Source organism: Acinetobacter sp. YH12136 (genome assembly GCF_013418545.1).
Classification (GTDB): Bacteria; Pseudomonadota; Gammaproteobacteria; order Pseudomonadales; family Moraxellaceae; genus Acinetobacter; species Acinetobacter towneri.
This window is the reverse complement of record NZ_VPBV01000010.1, coordinates 57,474-77,502: the sequence shown is the minus strand read 5'-3', so window position 1 is coordinate 77,502 and position 20,029 is coordinate 57,474. Positions and strand designations below refer to the sequence as shown.

General features: G+C 39.4%; 18 protein-coding genes. 11 read left to right on the top strand and 7 right to left on the bottom strand.

Going from position 1 to position 20,029, the window contains the following annotated elements; all coding sequences use genetic code 11:
* Nucleotides 1–128 precede the first annotated feature (128 nt).
* From dsbD to dsbG, 3 genes are read left to right on the top strand one after another with little or no spacing between them, the layout of a single operon-like run.
* The gene (gene dsbD, locus FTU71_RS06580) at nt 129–2,192 is read left to right on the top strand and encodes a protein-disulfide reductase DsbD (RefSeq protein WP_180005938.1); all 2,064 of its coding nucleotides are present in this window, start codon (nt 129–131) and stop codon (nt 2,190–2,192) included.
* Nucleotides 2,189–3,019: a TlpA disulfide reductase family protein gene (locus FTU71_RS06575; RefSeq protein WP_180005939.1), complete on the top strand. Its 831-nt coding sequence runs from the start codon at nt 2,189–2,191 to the stop codon at nt 3,017–3,019. Before dsbD ends, FTU71_RS06575 begins: the two co-directional genes overlap by 4 nt.
* Before the next feature lie 60 nt (nt 3,020–3,079).
* Nucleotides 3,080–3,838, top strand: a complete 759-nt coding sequence (gene dsbG / locus FTU71_RS06570; RefSeq protein WP_180037733.1) for a thiol:disulfide interchange protein DsbG — start codon at nt 3,080–3,082, stop codon at nt 3,836–3,838.
* Between the two features lie 109 nt (nt 3,839–3,947).
* On the opposite strand, the gene FTU71_RS06565 is transcribed toward dsbG, so the two are convergent.
* Together FTU71_RS06565 and FTU71_RS06560 are read right to left on the bottom strand one after the other, a co-directional pair.
* Entirely contained in the window at nt 3,948–4,577 is a 630-nt protein-coding gene (locus FTU71_RS06565) for a class I SAM-dependent methyltransferase (protein ID WP_154320754.1), read from the bottom strand.
* Nucleotides 4,578–4,607: 30 nt separating this feature from the next.
* Nucleotides 4,608–4,955, bottom strand: coding sequence for a carboxymuconolactone decarboxylase family protein (locus FTU71_RS06560; RefSeq protein WP_004973824.1), 348 nt, complete (start codon nt 4,953–4,955; stop codon nt 4,608–4,610).
* Between the two features lie 294 nt (nt 4,956–5,249).
* Here FTU71_RS06560 and FTU71_RS06555 point away from each other — a divergent pair, with 294 nt between their 5' ends.
* A complete protein-coding gene (locus tag FTU71_RS06555; protein WP_180111732.1) occupies nt 5,250–7,457 on the top strand; it encodes an OsmC domain/YcaO domain-containing protein in 2,208 nt (735 codons plus the stop codon).
* Nucleotides 7,458–7,637: 180 nt separating this feature from the next.
* Here the strand turns inward: FTU71_RS06555 and FTU71_RS06550 are convergent, their stop codons facing one another.
* The 4 genes from FTU71_RS06550 to FTU71_RS06535 form a co-directional block, all read right to left on the bottom strand.
* Nucleotides 7,638–7,952 (bottom strand): DNA-binding transcriptional regulator, encoded by a 315-nt coding sequence (locus FTU71_RS06550; protein ID WP_004973819.1) that lies wholly within the window; start codon nt 7,950–7,952, stop codon nt 7,638–7,640.
* Nucleotides 7,949–8,257, bottom strand: a complete 309-nt coding sequence (locus FTU71_RS06545) for a transcriptional regulator (protein ID WP_096902348.1) — start codon at nt 8,255–8,257, stop codon at nt 7,949–7,951. Before FTU71_RS06545 ends, FTU71_RS06550 begins: the two co-directional genes overlap by 4 nt.
* A gap of 112 nt (nt 8,258–8,369) precedes the next feature.
* The gene (locus tag FTU71_RS06540) at nt 8,370–9,665 is read right to left on the bottom strand and encodes a Y-family DNA polymerase (RefSeq protein WP_180060046.1); all 1,296 of its coding nucleotides are present in this window, start codon (nt 9,663–9,665) and stop codon (nt 8,370–8,372) included.
* A 43-nt stretch (nt 9,666–9,708) separates the two neighbouring features.
* Nucleotides 9,709–10,323 carry a LexA family transcriptional regulator gene (locus FTU71_RS06535; protein WP_179990444.1) on the bottom strand — a complete coding sequence of 205 codons (615 nt, stop codon included), beginning with the start codon at nt 10,321–10,323 and terminating at the stop codon, nt 9,709–9,711.
* Nucleotides 10,324–10,522: 199 nt separating this feature from the next.
* On the opposite strand from FTU71_RS06535, the gene FTU71_RS06530 reads away from it, so the two are divergent.
* The 3 genes from FTU71_RS06530 to FTU71_RS06520 all read left to right on the top strand — a co-directional run bounded on the left by FTU71_RS06530 (nt 10,523) and on the right by FTU71_RS06520 (nt 13,812).
* Nucleotides 10,523–11,104 carry a hypothetical protein gene (locus FTU71_RS06530; protein ID WP_180111730.1) on the top strand — a complete coding sequence of 194 codons (582 nt, stop codon included), beginning with the start codon at nt 10,523–10,525 and terminating at the stop codon, nt 11,102–11,104.
* A 92-nt stretch (nt 11,105–11,196) separates the two neighbouring features.
* Nucleotides 11,197–12,384, top strand: coding sequence for a phosphotransferase enzyme family protein (locus FTU71_RS06525; protein ID WP_179994440.1), 1,188 nt, complete (start codon nt 11,197–11,199; stop codon nt 12,382–12,384).
* A gap of 180 nt (nt 12,385–12,564) precedes the next feature.
* Nucleotides 12,565–13,812 (top strand): ISNCY family transposase, encoded by a 1,248-nt coding sequence (locus tag FTU71_RS06520; protein WP_179988969.1) that lies wholly within the window; start codon nt 12,565–12,567, stop codon nt 13,810–13,812.
* A gap of 190 nt (nt 13,813–14,002) precedes the next feature.
* On the opposite strand, the gene FTU71_RS06515 is transcribed toward FTU71_RS06520, so the two are convergent.
* The gene (locus tag FTU71_RS06515; protein WP_004973733.1) at nt 14,003–14,461 is read right to left on the bottom strand and encodes a DUF2147 domain-containing protein; all 459 of its coding nucleotides are present in this window, start codon (nt 14,459–14,461) and stop codon (nt 14,003–14,005) included.
* A gap of 422 nt (nt 14,462–14,883) precedes the next feature.
* Here FTU71_RS06515 and FTU71_RS06510 point away from each other — a divergent pair, with 422 nt between their 5' ends.
* The 4 genes from FTU71_RS06510 to FTU71_RS06495 all read left to right on the top strand — a co-directional run bounded on the left by FTU71_RS06510 (nt 14,884) and on the right by FTU71_RS06495 (nt 19,936).
* Nucleotides 14,884–16,743, top strand: a complete 1,860-nt coding sequence (locus FTU71_RS06510; protein WP_180037740.1) for an ABC transporter ATP-binding protein — start codon at nt 14,884–14,886, stop codon at nt 16,741–16,743.
* Nucleotides 16,744–16,970: 227 nt separating this feature from the next.
* Complete coding sequence (locus tag FTU71_RS06505; RefSeq protein ID WP_004973729.1) at nt 16,971–17,999, top strand: AraC family transcriptional regulator; 1,029 nt, start codon at nt 16,971–16,973, stop codon at nt 17,997–17,999.
* Nucleotides 18,000–18,070: 71 nt separating this feature from the next.
* The gene (gcvH, locus tag FTU71_RS06500) at nt 18,071–18,445 is read left to right on the top strand and encodes a glycine cleavage system protein GcvH (RefSeq protein ID WP_096902550.1); all 375 of its coding nucleotides are present in this window, start codon (nt 18,071–18,073) and stop codon (nt 18,443–18,445) included.
* Between the two features lie 294 nt (nt 18,446–18,739).
* The gene (locus FTU71_RS06495; RefSeq protein ID WP_180037742.1) at nt 18,740–19,936 is read left to right on the top strand and encodes an MFS transporter; all 1,197 of its coding nucleotides are present in this window, start codon (nt 18,740–18,742) and stop codon (nt 19,934–19,936) included.
* Nucleotides 19,937–20,029 lie beyond the last annotated feature (93 nt).

The following is a 20,029-nucleotide window of genomic DNA, read 5'->3' as shown; positions in this document are numbered from 1 at the left end:
CGATCACGCCACAAATTTAGATTAGGCACCTACAATGCTCAAGTTTACAAAGAAAAATCTTTATTAATGTTCTCTTAATCTACACTTACCGATAATACAGTCAGTTTTTTAATTTTTAGTATAAATACATGATTTTTATTCGCGTCATTGCTTATTTTGTGTTGAGTCTGTGTGCGGTGTGGGTCAATGCTGCCAATGAATTTTTAGCGTCCGATCAAGCTTTTAAGTTTCAGGCGACGTCATTGTCTGAACAAACGGTTGAACTGAAATGGGATGTCGCACCGCATTACTATTTATATCACGATCAATTCAAAGTCAGTCAGGCTCAAAAGCCGCTTGCTTTTAAATTGCCTGCAGGGCAGGAAAAAGATGATCCGACTTTCGGGCTGACACGTGTGCATTATGGGCAAGTGACAACACAGATTCAGGTGAAGCCTAATCAGCAATATCAAATTACTTGGCAAGGCTGCGCTGAAGATGGTTTGTGTTATCCCGTACAGCGTAAAACGATTCAAACCGATGCCGATGGTTTATTGCCACAGCATAATTTAAGTGCGGGCAAAGGTAATTTACTTCAGCAACTCAATCAGAATAATCAGGCTGCTTTAAACACTAACTTAAATGATGCAGATAAGCATCAAGCCAATGGTTCTAGTACACAAAAACAAGTTACGACAACTGCAAATACTGTAACGACAAAAGAACTCAAACTTGAACAGCAAACGCTAGAAAACAAAGCACAGCTTGCTGAAAATGCGGTTGCTGTAACACAAGCTGATCCTAAACTTACCCCTGAATCAGTAGAAAACGTTGATTTAGCAAATTCCTTAGAGATTGAAAATACAGATACGGCATTGACAGACAATACATTCGCTGCATCAGCCAATTCAAGCAATACGGAAACAGCCAGTAGTACGAGTCTGAATCAGCAATGGAACAATGATCAATTTTTCCTGAATTTATTGTCTGGGCAAGGGTTGTTACTGAATGCGTTTATCTTTTTAGGTTTTGGGGTATTACTGGCTTTTTTACCGTGTTCATTGCCGCTGATTCCAATTCTTTCTGGCATTTTGGTGCAGCGCAATACAGGCTATAAAGCGGCAGCAATTGCGATCACCTTTATCGTCAGTATGGCGCTAGTCTATGGCTTGATGGGCGTTGTTGCGTCACACATTGGTTATAGCGTACAGCGTTGGTTCCAAAATCCCGTAGTGATTGCAGTTTTTGCTATGTTGTTTGTGCTCTTTGCTTTAAACCTGTTTGGACTGTATCAGTTGTCATTACCACAAGCAGTGTTACAGCGTTTAGATCGTATTCAGCAATATCAAAAAGGCGGTACTTTATTGGGTGCGGGCGTTATGGGGGTGATTTCTGCACTGATTGTCGGGCCATGTATGAGTGCGCCTTTAGCGGGAGCATTGCTATACGTCTCACATTTGGATCAAGCAGCATTGGGTGGTTTATATTTGTTCCTGCTCGGTTTAGGTATGGGAATTCCTTTACTTATTGCCAGCGTGTTTGGCGCGAAATATTTGCCAAAGCCAGGTTTGTGGATGGAACGGCTAAAATTTAGCTTTGGTTTTATCATGTTGGCAATGGCTTTGTATTTTGCTCGTCCGCTATTTTCTGTGACTTGGTACTATGTTGCTTTTGCTGTGGTGTTATTTGCCTTCGCTGCATATTTAATTGCAATTTTGCGCCACGTGTTACATCGTCCACAGCGTTTTTCGTTATTGGCTTTGGTGGCAGTAATCGCCAGTAGTGGAATTTGGCATGTCAATCAGAGTATTGCCAGTGTCAATGCGCAGGTACAAGCAGACCAATTACAGCCATGGATCAAAGTACGCACAGAACAAGAGTTGAATGCAGCTTTGGCCGCACATGCTCATCAAAAGATTGTGATTGATGTCTATGCCGATTGGTGTGTGGCGTGTCAGCCGATTGAGCGTGATGTGATTCCTCGTACCGATGTGCAAGATGCTTTAAAGCATGTGGTGCGGATTAAACTCGACTTAACCGAACAGCATCCTTCACAAGATGCCTTATTGAAAAAATGGCAGATTTTAGGGCCGCCAACGTTGTTATTTTTGGCAGATCCACAACGGGAACAACGTGAATTGCGTCTAACAGGTGCTTATAACGCAGCGCAATTGATTCAAAATATTCATCAACTGCAAGAGGCTGCGCCATGATTCAATCCGCAGTCTTGCAGTTAGGCATGTTGATGATTCCATGGCCATTGGTGTTTTTATTGCTAGGACTGATTGTCGTCTTTGCAATGGGTAAATTTTTTCAGCGTCGTTATACATGGAATGCACAGACTTGGACAGGTTATCAGGATGCATTATGGAATGCGCTGTGGATTGGTGCTTTAGTTGGGCGGGCAGTTTTTGTGTTGCAGCATTATGAGCTGTACTTTGCCAACCCGATTGATATTTTAAAAATTCAGGACAAAGGCTTTCATCTGATTGCCGCAGTTATGGCAGGTGTGGCGTGGTTTGTCTGGAAAAATCGCGCTATTCAACGTGTTGTTCTGGCATGGGCAGTTGCGCTCTTTATTACAGTACAAGTTGTAGGTTGGAGTCTTATCCAACCTTTGCAGACGCAGCATGCCTATCCCAATCTAGTATTGCACAACCTAGCGCAACAACCTCAAGATTTAGCTCAATTTTCAGGTCAGCCCACCGTGATTAATCTCTGGGCGACTTGGTGTCCAGTTTGTCACCGTGAAATGCCTGTTATGCAACAAGCACAGCAAGATTTCCCTGAGGTCAATTTTGTATTTGCCAATCAACGCGAATTTGCAGCAGAGATTCAAGCCTATTTACAGAAACATCGATTTCAGTTTGAACACGTGTTATTAGACCCTGCAGCTCGTTTAGGACAACACTTCAATATGTTCGGTTTGCCAAGTACTTTGTTTTTTAATGCACAAGGAGAATTGGTCGATCATCACATGGGTGAATTGACCAAGCCGATGCTGCAGCATTATCTGAAAAAAATACAAGCGAATCCATAAACGCGCTCTTAACGATTTGAAAGAAAACCCGCCGTGAAGCCAAAATTAAGGACAATCAATATGACATCTAACATCAAAAATAACATGCTGAAACTGGCGATAGGTATGAGTCTTGCCAGTAGTGTGAGTATGCTGCAAGCACAGGACAACCTCAAACAGCACATTGAAAAAGAAGGTTTTAAGTTTGTGCAGCAAATTCAGGCACCTGCACAAATGACAGGTTGGGCAGGGCATATTGAACAAAGTCCTGCGACAGTGTTTATTTCCAATGATCAGAAATACTATATTGTAGGCACTTTGTTTGATGCACAAGGCAATAATTTAACCGTCGATGCTTTAGACCGTTATGTGAAAAAGTCGGTACTTGAAGATGTGTGGCAAAGTCTGGAACACGCCACTTGGATTCAGGATGGGCAAACCAGTGCTGAAAAAATTGTCTATGTGTTTTCAGACCCGAATTGTCCGTATTGTCATACCTTTTGGAAGCAGGCACGTCCGTGGGTGGAATCTGGAAAAGTTCAGTTAAGACACATTATTGTGGCGGTGATCCGAGCTGAAAGCAAAGGGCAGGCGGCGACTTTATTAATGGCGAAAAACCCACAGCAGACCTTTAATGAGTTCCATCGTCAATACGGACAAAAAAAGCTGATCGAGCAAAAAACTGTGCCTGTACATGTAGAAAAAACCTTAGAACAGAATCAGGCACTGATGGATAAATACGAGTTCTTTGCCACACCTGTTGTGCTTTGGAAAAATAAACAGGGCGAATTACAGTCGGTACAAGGAATGCCAAAATCTATGAAAGATGTGTTTGAGTGATTTTAAAAATTTCCGAGCAAATATCTAACTGAATATTCAAATCTAAAGCGCAAAAAAGCTTGCTCTAATTGCATTGGAGCAAGCTTTTTGATGTAAAAGATTCAGTCTTTTATTTCTGAATACGAATCGCAAATTGAATGACGTGGGATTTGCCCTGATGCAGTTTGCCTTCTGAGCGTTCTACATCGCCCACAAAGAAATGAATCAGATGATCGTGTTTAAAATGGCTTAAAAACTCGATAGGATCGTACAGCATTTCTACTGCACGTGGGCCGCCCGTTTTATATTCTAGCTGACGAGTAGAATACAGCTCACCAACAAATAAACCGCCGTTGACCAAAGTTTCGCGCACGCCATTCAATACTTTTTGCTGTGTTTCAGGGTTAAAGTGACCAAATACGCAAATCACGTTGTCATATTGATTGGCTTGCCAATCCACCTGACTTAAATCTTGCTTTCGTGTATTTAGGCTTAAACCACGTTGCTGTGCATAGCCTTGAGCCTTATCTAAAGCAACTTGCGAGTAGTCCCATAAATCTGCTTCAAATGCTTGCTCATTGGCTTGTGCCACAGCTGCCAAATATAACAAGTTACGACCTTCACCTTCGGCCAAGCCCAAAGTTTTGCCGTGAATAGACAGTTTTTGCGTAATGTCCTGAATGAACGCATTGGCTTGTTCACCATAAATATGGTCATGTTGGCTGTAGCGTTCATCCCATTCATTATGGATATTTAACATAGTTTCGACTCGGTAAATAATTTGATGCTGTTATTCGGCTGTAGATGGAGAAAACTCTTTAAATGCTGCCACGGCGTTTGCGGCATACATGAGTGATGGGCCACCGCCCATATAAACAGCAATACCTAAAATTTCATTCAATTCTTCAAAAGTCATGCCCATTTTGACCAAAGTTCTGACGTGAAAACCGATACAACCATCACAGCGTTGTGCCACACCAATTGCAAGCGCAATAAACTCTTTGGTTTTGGCATCAATTACGCCGTCTTTCATCGCAACTTGTGATAGGGCATTAAAGCTTTTAAGTAAATCGGGAGATTGTTCTTTAATGGATTTGATATTAGACGAAATTTCAGCAGTGAGTTCGGTATATTTCATGTTGTTTCACCATCAAGCAGATTAGAACCTAAAGACAATATACCATACATTTAAATATATTATGTTTGTATATATTAATTAGCAACTTTGCTTAAATTCAGTAAATCTGTATTTATAGCATTATCAATTCACCCAAATCACTTTATAATGTTGCCGCATATTCTGGAGTCGCTGTTAAATAGTTGCGATGACTTCAAACCTCATTTTTTAAGTCTTATTCTCCCTCTTGATTCGGCTTATAAATCAATATTTTATAATTTTGTGTCTGAGTAGGCACATACAATAGGTGCCTGCATGGAAATTAAAGTCAATTATTTAGACAACTTGCGTCTTGAAGCTAAATTTGACGATTTTACCGTCATTGCCGATCAGCCCATCCGTTATAAAGGCGATGGTTCTGCGCCAGGCCCATTTGATTATTTCCTTGCGTCATCTGCATTGTGTGCTGCGTATTTCGTGAAGGTTTATTGCCAATCACGTGATATTCCAACCGATAATATCCGCTTATCTCAAAACAATATTGTCGATCCTGAAAACCGTTATAAACAGATTTTTAAAATTCAGGTGGAATTGCCTGCAGATATTTCTGAAAAAGACCGTCAGGGGATTTTACGTTCTATTGACCGTTGTACCGTAAAGAAAGTCGTGCAAACAGGCCCTGAGTTTGTGATTGAGCAAGTTGAAAGTATTGATGCCGATGCACAAGCTTTGCTGATGCCGAACTTGACTTCATCTCAAGCGACTTTTATTGCTGGTAAAGATTTACCGCTTGAAGAAACTATTGCCAATATGTCGGGTATTTTGGCAGGTTTGGGCATGAAAATTGAGATTGCCTCATGGCGTAATATTGTGCCAAATGTCTGGTCATTGCATATTCGTGATGCGCAATCGCCAATGTGTTTTACCAATGGTAAAGGCGCAACTAAAGAAAGTGCATTAGCATCTGCTTTGGGTGAATTCATCGAGCGTTTGAACTGTAACTTCTTCTATAACGATCAGTTCTGGGGCGAAGAGATTGCCAATGCCGAGTTTGTGCATTATCCAAATGAAAAATGGTTTAAGCCTGGCCCAAATGGTGAATTGCCTAAAGAAATTTTAGATGAGTATTGCCTAGAAATTTATGATCCTGAAGATGAGTTGCTGGGCACACATCTATATGACACCAACTCGGGTAATACTGAGCGTGGTATTTGTTCATTGCCATTTGTGCGTCAATCCGATGGTGAAACGGTATATTTCCCATCAAATTTAATTGAAAACTTATATTTAAGTAACGGGATGAGTGCAGGCAACACGCTGGCAGAAGCGCAAGTACAGTGTTTATCTGAAATTTTTGAACGTGCAGTGAAGCGTGAAATTATTCAGGAAGAAATGAGTCTGCCTGATGTACCGCAAGAAATTTTGGCAAAATATCCAAGCATTGTGGCAGGTATTCAGGCTTTAGAAGAACAAGGTTTTCCAGTATTGGTGAAAGATGCGTCTTTAGGCGGTCAATTCCCTGTCATGTGTGTGACCTTAATGAACCCACGTACAGGCGGTGTCTTTGCTTCATTTGGTGCACATCCAAACTTTAAAGTCGCTTTAGAGCGAAGCTTAACCGAGTTATTGCAAGGGCGTAGTTTTGAAGGTTTAAATGATTTACCACAGCCGACCTTTAGCACGAATGCGGTAACTGAGCCGAATAACTATGTTGAACACTTTATTGATTCAAGTGGTGTGGTGTCTTGGCGTTTCTTTAGTGCGCAGGCAGACCATGAATTTGTAGAGTGGGATTTCACCAACAATGGTCAATACAGTAATGTCGAAGAAGCTGAGGCTTTATTTGCGATTTTGGAAGAAATGGGCAAAGAATCTTATATGGCGATTTATGAACATTTAGGTGCGATTGCTTGCCGAATTTTAGTCCCTGATTATTCAGAAGTGTATTTGGTAGAAGACCTGATTTGGGATAATACCAATAAAGCTTTGCTGTACCGTGAAGACATTTTAAATCTGCACCGTTTGGATGATGAGCAACTTGAAGCTTTAGTTGAGCGTTTGGAAGAATGTGAGCTAGATGACTATACCGAAATCAAAACCTTAATTGGCATTGAATTTGATGACAATACCGTTTGGGGGCAGCTCACCATCCTCGAATTAAAATTGTTGATTTATTTGGCATTAGAACAGTTTGAAGAAGCTAAAGATTTAGTCGAAGCATTCTTACAATACAACACCAATACCGTAGAACGTGGCTTGTTCTATCAATGTATGAATGTCGTGCTTGAAGTTATTTTAGATGATGAAATGGATATTGCCGATTATGCTGTCAATTTCCGCCGTATGTTTGGCAATGAACGTATGGATGCAGTCATGGGTTCTGTTGAAGGCACAGTACGTTTCTATGGTCTAGCCGAAACCAATATGCAGCTTGAAGGTTTAGATCGTCATTTACGTTTAATCGACAGCTACAAAAAACTGCATAAAGCACGTGCCAAGTTTGTTGGGCTGAATAAAGACTAATCTTGCAGAAGTAGAACGCTGTTCTGATTTGAATCACCGTCCAAGAAAAAGACTCGGCTTTAAAAGTCCGAGTCAGGTATTATGGCAACAACATGGTGTTGCATTTCAAATGCTATCTAAGATTTGCTGTTGCTATAGGAAAGGCAAAATAATAACCCTCGTTGTTGAGGGCTATTTCATTTAAGCGAGATGGTCACGAACAAATTGAGGATCTAAAATAAACAATTTAATCAGTGATTGAGCTGCTCCTGAAGGTCTTCTAACACCTTGCTCCCAAGATTCTAATGTACGTTTAGAGATACCTAAAATTTTAGCAAATTGATCTTGAGTGAGTTCAGACTTTCTTCGTGCTAGAGCAACATCTGTTTCATTGATCACAGTTTTTCTTGCTGCGTTATTAGCAAGCATTTGTTTAACGCCTTCTAATAATTCAACATTTAAGTCTCGTTTTGCTTCTCGAGCTTCCAATTCTTTGTCACTTAATAAACGACTCATTTCAGTAACTCCGCTAATTGTCTAAGTGTCTTTTTCTCAAGTTGGGTAATTGTGTCTTTACTATATAAGGTCAATAACCAAATTTCGCCATTTGCTAAACGGTTATAGTAAATTACACGAACACCACCTTGTTTACCTTTACTCTTTCCACCCCATCGAATTTTACGAACGCCGCCAGTACCAGGTTCTACATCTCCTGCTGTAGGGTTCTCAGCAATGAAAATTTTAAAGTCATTGTATTGTTCTTCAGTCCAATAGTAGGGATATTCATTGGTAAAAAAAGTAGTCTCACAGATGGTATACATCGAACACCTTTATACTACTTTGTAGTGTTTAATTGTATACTACTTTGTAGTACTTTCAAGCATTAAATTAGGTCTCATATTGTGAGCTTTTTTTAACCCAATCAAATCACTGCTAATCGCCAAGTGCCAATAAACCTTCCCAACTAAAATAATTCGGGCTTAAATGACTGCGCTGCATCGCCCAAGTTCGATCTTGCAATTTACATGCACCAATGGCGAGTTTTTGCATACCAAATTTACTTTTCACCGTATCTAATACTTGCTGTAATTGTTCCTGTTTTTCAATGGCGTCAGTATCTGCAAGCAGGTCGTGAATATAACTTTGTTTAGGTTCAAGTCCCGTTAAAATCACACCACATTTTTTAAAGGCAACACCTTCTTGAAAAAGCGTTGTCACATGCTTCATTATGGCCTTATTCATGAGCAAAGCAGAATCTGTTGGCTCATTGAAAGCAATAGTGACCGATTGATTGTAAAAAACTTGGCGCGGATCAAAACGGTTAGATTGCGCAAAAATGATCATACAACCACATAAACTTTTTTCAGCTCTGAGCCTTTGCACAGCAGATTGTAAATAATCGCTCAAAGCTTCTGAAAGCGCATGAATATCTGTTACACGCTGCCCAAAAGAACGTGAGCTGATGATTTGCTGCTTACTTACGGTATTGTGCTCCAGTTCAATACATGCTGTACCTGTGAGTTCAAGAATGGTTTTTTTCATCAAAATAGAAAATTGGCGCTCCATTTGGTCTGGATTGCTTGTTGCTAGATCAAATACAGAACGGATACCCAATGATTGTAATTTTTTAGCGTTTTTGCGTCCCACACCCCAGACTTCAGCGGCATCAATGTGTTGAAACAAGGCTTCTTTGCTGCATAAATCCATATCCAGTAAATTACATACGCCGTTGAAATAGCGGTTTCGCTTAGCAAGATGATTGGCTAGTTTGGCTTCAGTTTTACTTTGACCAATACCAACACAAACAGGAAGAGCCAGCCATTTCCACAAGGTTGTTTTAATTTCCTGTGCAAGTGCGTTTAAATCGCGCTGAGAATATGAACTCAACTCAATAAAAGTTTCATCAATCGAATAAATTTCAACATCTTTGGCACTGACAAATTCTTGAATAATATTATTAAAACGTCTGGACATTTCTGCATAGAGCGCATAATTACTTGAAAAGACCGCAACATCATGTTGTTGAATTAATTCTTGAACTTGGTAAAAGGGCACAGCCATTTTAATGCCAAGTCGTTTGGCTTCTTCGGAACGTGACACCACGCAGCCATCGTTATTGGAAAGCACCACCACAGGACGATGATTCAGGTGTGGTTGAAACAACCGCTCACAGCTCACATAACAATTATTAATGTCAATGAGCGCAAAAACTTGCTCTAAAGCTTTCATGACTATTTTACTTATTCGGCTTTTTTATGCATTATTGTGGTGTTTAAACCATCAGGTTTTTCAAATTCCACGTGACCACAGCAAACACTTCAAAAGTTTGCCCATCTTTCAGGTAAATGCTGTCGTAGTCGGGGCTTTCTGCCTTGAGCCAAGCTTCGGGCAAAGTGGCAGGGTCGTAGTCTTCACCAAAATGTTCAGCCAATTCACTTTTGGACATTTTGGCTGTAATCATCAAGCGTTTAATAGTCAGGTCTTTTTGGTCGATTAATGCAACCACAATGCTGCGGTGTTTGGCTTCTTTACTGCGATCTACCAGTACAATATCGCCGTATTCAAGCCCTGCATTCACCATAGAGGTGGTGCGAACTACATTTAAAAAGGTCGCATTTTCATTAGAAATAAGATATTCATTCAGATCAATATTTTTATCAATATAGTCTTGAGCAGGCGAAGGAAAACCTGCAGGAATGGATTCTATCGTTACGGGAAGATGCAGTGTTTTTCTTTTAGCAAGCGCTTGAAAATCATGCTGATTCAGCAATTCAATTTGTTCAAGCAGGGCATTCAGGCTAGGGCTGGGTTTACCATCCGCACCCATGATTTTTTGTAATGACGCCCAAGCAGCGTCAGAGAAGTAAATAGGTAACTTCTTAGACATGAGATTAACTCCTACGCAACGAGGCGTGTTTGAAGTGAAATTTGATGTTTTTATAGCATAGCTGAAAATGTGATTAAGATTCAATCTACGTGGATAATTGATTGCTAGATATAGATCACACTCTACGATTGCATAGCTATACAAACACAAGCCTTTCCGTTAGGATTTTTCTATCGCAGCAGTAAATTTAGAGATGAGTATGCATATTGTTGAAGACATTTATTTAACGAAAGAAGAAGTTGAATCTTTACTGTTGGGATTAATTAATTCACAACTTGAACCTGAGTTTTTAATGAAGGATTTCATTAAACATCAGGTCTGGTCTTTGGCTGAATATTTTAAGCAAAATACTGAACATGAAATTGATTTTGCGCAAATCAGTTGCCCGATTAAAATCAAAGCGGAATATCAAAATCATCGTTTAAAACGTCATTTTCTGGTTGAGTTTCATCTGACCACCACACCTTTTTTTAATTATGAGCCAGAAGAAAATAGCGTGGCTTACTCCTACATGATGAAAGATTTTTATCTGACCGATATTATTTTTTATGATGCCTATACGGGTGAAAATTTGCAGGCTTGGATGCAAAAAAGATTCGTGATTTTGCAGGGTAAACGTGAAATAGAAGTGAATTCATTGTCATGGTATGCAGATTACAATTTGCCGCAAGTTACACAAAATATGGTGTCTTTTGTGAGTGAAGCTGCTTATGACACAGGTTTAGATCAGATTGTAGATGAAGTGAATTTGCGTTTACGACAAGCCAAGACCGTTAATTAAATAGCTATCATCTATCTAAAAAATGATTATTTGAGATGGATGGCAGGGAATATACGATTACACAATGCTGATCAGGTTAAGGAATATCGAAAATGACCACAATCACACATGATTTAGGTCATGGCATGGGGAATGACTGGGAATATAAAGATTGGGCACATCTGACTGTCTCAGAATTACACAACCTGCAACCGTATTACCCATGCTTGCAAGGGGGTATTCAAATTCTGTGGTGCAGTCCGCGCCCATTTTCATCAGCCGCAGTGATTGAAGTCACGCAGGATGCAGTCAGTACAGATAAAATAGGAAGTCGCTCGTATTTCATTAAACGCAGTCATCGTTCATTTCGTAATGCGCAAGATATTTTGCAAGAGCATGCTTTTTTGCGACATTTAGCCAGTAAAAACATTCCTGTTGCGACATTAATTGCCTCGAATTGCGGACTGACCGCTTTAGAAATGGGCGACTGGACTTATGAAGTCTACGAAAAAGCAGCAGGTTTTGACTTATATGTCGATCAGCAATCTTGGACGCCGTTTTTCTATACAGAACATGCTGCAAAAGTGGGAAGTTTGCTTGCCAAATTGCATGTCGCCATGCAGGATTTTCCTGAGTTACATGGCAGATCGGCGCGATATTTAGTATCAAATCAGCAGCTTTTAGAAAGTGAAAATATTGTAACGGCTATTCAGCAACGTATTCAAAATAGCCCTGAATTGAGCCGTTATTTTGCCGATAAAAACTTAGACGCCGTTTTTTTAGAGCGTGTATCTCAGACGCATCATAAAATTAAGCATATATTGCAGCAGACCACTAAAATTTGGACGCATAATGATTTGCATGCTTCCAATCTGTTTTGGTCTGCGCAAAGTGCCGATGCCAATATTACAGCGGTAATTGATTTTGGCTTATCAGATCGAAATTCAGCGCTTTATGACCTTGCGGTCACGATTGAGCGTAACTTTATAGATTGGTTAGCTTTAGAACATACATTACAAATCAATATTGACGAAGCGGGTTTAAGCGCGTTTTTACAGGCGTATTTTGCAGAGATACATCCACAACAAGACTTTAGCATTTTACCCGAATTGCTAAAAATTGTGCATTTGGATTTCGCATTTTCAGAGCTTGAATATTTTGTCGGAATTACCCAAAACCTGAAACATGCCGATGCTGCTTATTATGATTGGATTGTTGGGCATGTAAATTGGTTTTTTGCAGAGCAAGGACAGCAATTTACCCAGACTTTTACTCGATTAATTCAACGCGAATTGTCATAATCTGCACAGCTAAATGCAGGGTGCTGTCTTCAGATATCTTATTTAACATAATGTACATTATACGCAATTGAATTGTAACTCCAAAATAGAAATGTCCGGTTTCTCCAAAGTAAAAATGTCCGCTTTTAGAATACGCACTTTTGCGATTTTCTTAGCGGACGGTTTGTTATGTTGGTATCTATGTCGGATAAAGAACTTAAAAGATTGTCGGTCTTGCAGGAAATCTGTGATCAACGCATAACCCAGTCCCAGGCTGCTCAGTTATTACATATCTCAGAACGTCAGATCAGACGCTTATTGCAAAAATATAAAGCTCAAGGTCCTGCTGCATTAGCACATGCTGCTCGTGGTTTCGGTCCCACTTTAGCACATGAAAAGCTGACTACCATTCATGGATTTGATATTTCGGTAGAAACCCTGCGTTCTTGGATGATTGCAGCCAATTTATGGATTCCTCGTCATAAACGTCTGAAACGCCCGTATCAGCCTCGTTATAATCGAGACTGTTATGGTGAATTGGTCCAAATCGATGGCTCACATCATGACTGGTTTGAAGGACGAGCACCTAAGTGCTGTTTGCTGGTATTTATCGATGATGCAACTGGTAAATTGCAGCATTTACGCTTCTGTGAATCAGAATCAGCCTTTGACTATATGATTTCAACACGCCTGTATGTCGAACAGCATGGTAAACCTTTAGCATTTTACAGTGATAAGCACTCAGTTTTTAGAGTCAATCAAAGCAGCAAGAAAGACACCAAGATTACGCAATTTGGACGCGTACTCAGTAGTCTCACTATTGATATTATCTTTGCCAACTCACCACAGGCCAAAGGACGTGTGGAACGCGCCAACAGAACTCTGCAGGATCGCCTGATCAAGGAAATGCGTTTGGAAGGCATCTGCTCAATTACCGAGGCCAATGCTTGGCTGCCCTGCTTCATTGAGCAGTTCAATCAGAAGTTTGCCAAGTGTGCGAGAAACTCGAAGAACTTGCATCGACCTTTAACGGAATCTGATGCTGAGCTAGAGGATATTTTTACCTGGCAGGAACCGCGTAAGGTCACGAAGAATCTGACTATCACGTATGACAAGTGTATTTATATGCTTGAGCCAACACCACTGAACCACAAACTTGTTGGGCAATACATAACATTTTTAGAGTATCCAGATGGTACTGTGGCCATCATGCACGAAGGACGGAAGATCAACTACAGTATTTTCAATAAACTGGCTAGACTGCAGCAGAATGAAGTAGTTAAGAATAAAAGATTAGGTGCGGTTCTGGCCCATATCCAGCAACAACATGAAGAGTTGGAAAAACAAAATAAAAGTTCCCGTGCCAAGAAAAGTATGCCGAGTCGTAAAGCTCAGAAAGTTGTTATTGAACAAAGAAATTTAAATCCTGTTCTTGACTCTTGCAGTTAAAAACAGGCCATTTTAAATGGTTTATCGCATAGACATTTTAATTGGTGAATAATATGAATATATTAAGCAATTGATATATATGGGTTTATTTTGAGTGTTCGGTGTCTCAATTTATCTTATCATTCACAAAAAGATAAAAAGCTACTCAATCTTTCAATCAAGTAGCTTCAAAAATACGCCGTACAATCTGTTAAAGTTTTTTCCAAGTCATCGTGCTAATCGCATTCGCGCTCTTGGCTTTGCCATATACTTTCATTTGATTATTCGCCGCATTTAATTGAGCATCAATTTTATAGACATAACCATCTTTCGGGTTAATCCATTGTCCTTGCGAAAATTGTTTTGGATTTGAATTTGCTACCAAGCCTTCTAATGCTTGCATGCCTTTTATGGGCTGATTCTTTAAGTTGCCTTGGCATTTACTGCATACCTCTAATTGAATTGTGCCTACCGATAACAAATTTCGAGTAATTACAGCACTATATTCCGAAGTTTTAGAGTTCTTACGAATCACAATTTCTGCAACATAATGCCCTGTATGATCATCAATGACTTTCCATGTACCAATCAATGGATCAAATGGCATGGCTTGAGCAGGAAAAATAAATCCCAAATATAGTGCAATTGCACCTAAAAAATTACGCATCATAAAAATATCAACTTAAAACCAATTTACAGCACGGTTGTGCTAAAAATGGGCGTGATTATAGCAATCAATGTTGAATTTAAATTAATTTTTTCATTAAAATTAAATGTTTATATGCTATTGGTTCGATGAAATATCATTAAAAATGTGAACCAATACGCTTTTTGTGGATGGATAATTTTTGATGTGTTGCAGCTTTATGTATAAAAGTGAATCTATAACGTGATTTTGTATGCAAATTAATCATCTATATTTCTATTTTCAACATTTGCTGTGTTATGGCGTAAACTAGACCTACAAGCTGTATCACTATAAGTTAAGAAATATTCACAGGAATGCTCTTAACTTTATCCTAAGTTTTTTGTTTTTACTGTCTTAAATTTATCTATCTTTAAATTTAGGTTTAGTCATCAAGGTAACATCGTATGCTCAAGTGGTTCGAGAAACTTATAGATCCTTATCCAAATAAAGGTTTGACCGAACCCTTGCCAACCACGTTTTTTGCCTTTGTTTGGCAAGCAGCTTCAGGTGTACGTCCATATTTATTGTTATTGGTTTTATGTACTGCAGGCGCTGCCAGCTTTGAAGCTTTGCTATATGCAAAAATTGGCGATTTAGTCACATGGCTTAGTCAAAGTCAGCCAGATACTTTCCTTGCGCAACATCAGCAGAACCTTACTTTGCTGTTTTGTATTTTATTGGCCAATATCTTTTTTGCCAGTGCGCAGTCAATTGTGAAGCATCAAATGTTATACAGTGGTTTTCCAATGCGTTTGCGTTGGCGTTTCCACAATTTAATGTTGCAACAAAGTCTGGATTTTTTCCATAATGATTTTGCAGGAAGACTCTCTGCCAAAGTCATGCAAACCGCCTTAGCAGTACGTGAGTTTTGGGTCATTTTGGGCGATATGCTTGCCTATGTATTCATTTACTTTATTACGATTAGTCTGGTATTGGGCGCAATTTCTCCAATGCTCATTTTGCCGTTATTGCTATGGTTGGCTTTATTTATTCTTGCAGCAGCTTATTTTATTCCGCGTTTGAGCAAAGTATCTAATGAACAAGCCGATGCACGTGCGGTGATGACAGGACGCGTGACCGATGCTTATACCAATATTCAAACCGTAAAATTATTTGCGCATGCAGGTCGCGAAAGCCAATATGCCAAAGCGTCGATGCAAGAATTTATGTTGACGGTTTATAAACAAATGCGTTTGGGCGCTCAATATGAAATCAGCATCAATTTATTAAGCGTGGTGTTGTATGTGGGCGTTTTAGGTACAGCAATTTGGCTCTGGTTAAATGGCCGTGCAGAATTGGGGATTATTGCTGCCACTACAGCCATGATTCTTAAACTCAACAGTATTGCCGAGTTTATGATGTGGCAGACCTCTGCCCTGTTTGAAAATGTCGGCACCATTCAAGATGGTATGAAAACTCTTGGACGTCCAATTGCGATTCAAGACAAAGTCAATGCGAAGCCATTACAAGTTGCTCAAGGCGAAATTCAGTTTAAAGATGTCAGTTTTGCTTATAACAGTAAAAACGTGATTGACCAGTTTAATCTGCATATTCGTGCAGGCGAAAAAATTGGTATCGTGGGACGTTCAGGCGCAGGTAAATCGACCTTAATTCAATTGCTTTTACATTTTTATGAGCTTAAACACGGCTCAATTATGATTGATGGGCAAAATATTGAAGATGTGACCCAAGACAGTTTGCGTAAAAATATTGCACTTGTGACTCAAGATACTTCGCTATTACACCGTACTGTGGCTGAAAATATTAAATATGGTCGTCCTGACGCGACTGATGCAGAAATGTTTGAAGCTGTACGCAAAGCCAAAGCCGAAGAATTTATTCCACAATTGACCGATTTACGTGGCAAAAAAGGCTATGAAGCCTACGTGGGCGAACGGGGTGTTAAACTTTCAGGTGGACAACGTCAACGTATTGCCATTGCCCGTGTTTTCTTAAAAGATGCACCTATTTTAATTTTAGATGAAGCCACCAGTGCGCTCGACTCTGAGGTTGAAGCGGCAATTCAATCGAGCCTCGATGAACTCATGCAAGGTAAAACTGTAATCGCGATTGCACACAGACTATCTACCATTGCACAAATGGATCGTTTAATTGTGCTCGATCAAGGACGTATTGCAGAACAAGGTACGCATGATGAACTGGTGGCTATGAACGGAATTTATGCACAACTTTGGCAGCGTCAAACAGGTGGTTTTTTAATTGAACAAGATAAAATCGTAAAACCATCGACTGATAAAAATTAGCATCTCCAGCAACTTTGCTGTAACTCAGGCTTTGATGAAATGCAGATTTATCGCATATAGTCAAAGCCTGTTTTGTCTAACAATTTCCATAGGATTTCTTTAATTTTCATGCCAAGATGCAATATGTCATCTACGTTCTTATGTCGCCGTTTGGCAAACTAAGATATGCATAGATGACAGTCGCTAAGGCAAATTAAAATAAAATTAGCAAATGCAATGGAACATGCATGAAAACAATATCAGCACGTCAGGAACAAGGTGTTCCAGGGGTTTATGGCTTATTGGTTTTGGATGTTGTATCCCGTTGGGGTTATAACGCAGATACCTTATTTGCACCATTTCAACTCAATAGCGAAATGTTGGCAGACCCAGAATGTCGTATTCCTACACCTATTGCCAATGAGTTGGTTAAACATGCTTTAAAACTTACAGGCGAATCGACGCTCGGTTATCATCTTGGTACGCAAATGCGCATTTCCATTCATGGCTTTATTGGCTATGCGATTATGACTGCGCATGAAATTAGTGATGCGTTGATTTTAGCCAATCGTTTTATTCAACTGCGTATGCCCTTTTTACAATTGTTTTTCTCAACTTTTGGTGAAAAAGCCAGTCTGCAATTGCAGTGTGATATTCACATGGAACCTTTACGCACAGAAATTGCCATCGCTTTAATTATTGGCATGATTACCATGAGTAAAGCCATGACAGGTACCGAACACTTTACAGGTGAAGTCGATTTTGACTTTCCTAAACCTGCAGGTTTTGATCAGTATTTTTCGAAATTTCCTTATCATCAATTCCGTTTTGATCAGCCGTATTTAGGTTTAAGTTTTGACAAGCAATATCTAGGCTTAAAAATGATTAATGCCGATCCTATTGCCAGTCAAATTGCGATTAATCAATGTGAAGCCGAACTTTCTGCTTTAGGTGAACGTCGCCGCATTTCTATGCGAGTACGTGATATTTTAACCCACGCAGAACAGCATTATTTAAGCATTGAAAATGTTGCCGACTATCTACACATGTCCGACCGCACACTCAAACGTCAACTGGCTGCAGAAGGTACTTCATTTTCAAACTTGGTCGATGAAGTACGTTATCGGCATGCAACTTCCCTGCTTTCCCGTACAGACTACACGCTAGAACAAATTGCCGATGAATTGGGTTATAGCGATGTGGCAAATTTTAGTCGTGCTTTTAAACGCTGGAGTGGACGCAGTCCGAGCAATTGGCGTAAAGATCCGTATTTATAAACTTTTGTTTTTAGCAAAAAGCATGTATAAAACATGGCAAAAAGATTCGATACAATTTAAGGAGTTATCAAATGAATCACCCAGCGGAATTAAAATATGCAAGAACACATGAATGGGTGCGTATTGAAGGTGATTTGGTCGTCACAGGCATTTCAGACCACGCACAAGATGCTTTAGGCGATTTGGTCTATGTAGAAGCACCTGAAGTTGGTCAAAAAGTAATTGCGGGTGAACAAGCAGGTGTGGTTGAGTCTGTTAAAACAGCTTCAGATATTCACGCCCCTGTTTCAGGCGAAGTAGTTGAAGTAAATAGCAATTTAGACGATGACCCTGACTTTGTAAATGATGAACCGTATGGCAAAGGCTGGATTTATAAAATCAAGCCAGACAATATGGCAGATGTGGAACAGCTTTTATCAAGTGCGGACTATGAATCTGGCTTATAAGCCTTAAATTTGTAGTGTTTAATCGCTCAAATTCAAAGAAATCAGCTTCGGCTGATTTTTTTTGCATTGCAATTTGCGAAATAAATTAAATTATCTTTATTTGATAGAACAATTAAAAAAATAGAATTAAAATCTAATTTTAGTTTTAATTTTATTAAATAACTATACTTTTCACATAAATGGGTTTATTATTTTTTGCATGATCTTACTGTGTGATGACTTCCAATAACAAAGCATCTGTATAACAAAGTACACATTGCACGCTACTCCACTCACCATATATAGGTTTAAGTTATGTCAGCTATAAATGTCGAACATTTATGGAATAAGTCGTTTATTCTCTGCTTATTCAATAACTTGTTCTTATTCATATTTTATTTTGCGCAAACGACAATTTTGCCTATTTATATTGTGAATGAGTTGGGTGGTAGCTTGTCACAGGCAGGTTTAGCCATGACTTTGTTTATGTTATCTGCAATCGCGATTCGCCCATTTAGCGGTTTGATTATTGAAAAATTTGGTGTAAAGAAAACCTTATATGTTTCTGAAATCATGTTTTGTCTGTGTAGCGTGGCATACATTTTTGTAGATAGTTTACTGTTTCTACTCGTACTGCGTTTTTTACATGGGATTTGGTTCAGCATTGTCACCACAGTTACCGTCCCTATTGCCAATAACTTTATTCCAGACAGTCGCAAAGGTGAAGGTATGGGCTATTTTTTGGTGTCAGTAAATTTAGGGATTGTACTGGGGCCGTTAATTGGTTTAGGCTTAATTCAAACCATTTCCTATTCAGCCATTTCAACTTTATTGTCTTTAAGTGTTTGGGTTGGTTTTGCTTTTTGTTTGATGATTCCGCTTGTGGCAAATGCCAATAAAGCACAAGTTGAATCGATACCAAAGCGTAAATTAGGACTGCATGATTTTGTAGAGAAAAAAGCACTGCCAGTTTCACTAATGGCAATGATGGTGTCCTTTGCGTACGCCAGCATTATGTCGTTTATTTCTACCTTTGCAGAATCGCGTCACATGCTGTCTTATGCCAGTTTATTCTTCGTGGTTTTTGCAATTTCGATGATGAGTTTACGCCCGATTACAGGCAAAATTTATGATCGTCATGGCCCAAGCGTGGTGATTTATCCTGCAATTGCCCTATTTGCTTTAGGATTAATAGTCTTGAGCCAAGTACAAAGTGTGATTGGTTTTATGTTCGCAGCAGTATTGATTGGTGTCGGTTTTGGCTCAGCACAACCATGTTTACAAACCATTTCAATTCAGCGCTCACCAAAAGATCGCATTGGACATGCCACCTCAACCTATTTCTGTTGTTATGATATTGGGATTGCCATTGGTGCTTTAGTTTTAGGTTATGTGATTGCAGGTTATGACTATACGGTGGCGTATTTGTTGTGTGCTGTTTTGACGTTTATCAGTTTAATTTTCTATAAATTTGTTGTGGCTAAACAACCTAATGCAGATATTCAGGCTTAGTTTTTAATAGCAGCAAAAGAATTGTTATTTTAAAAACTAATCTAAGAAGAGTTGATTTTTAAATACTCTCCCACCCAAAAAACCTGAAATTTC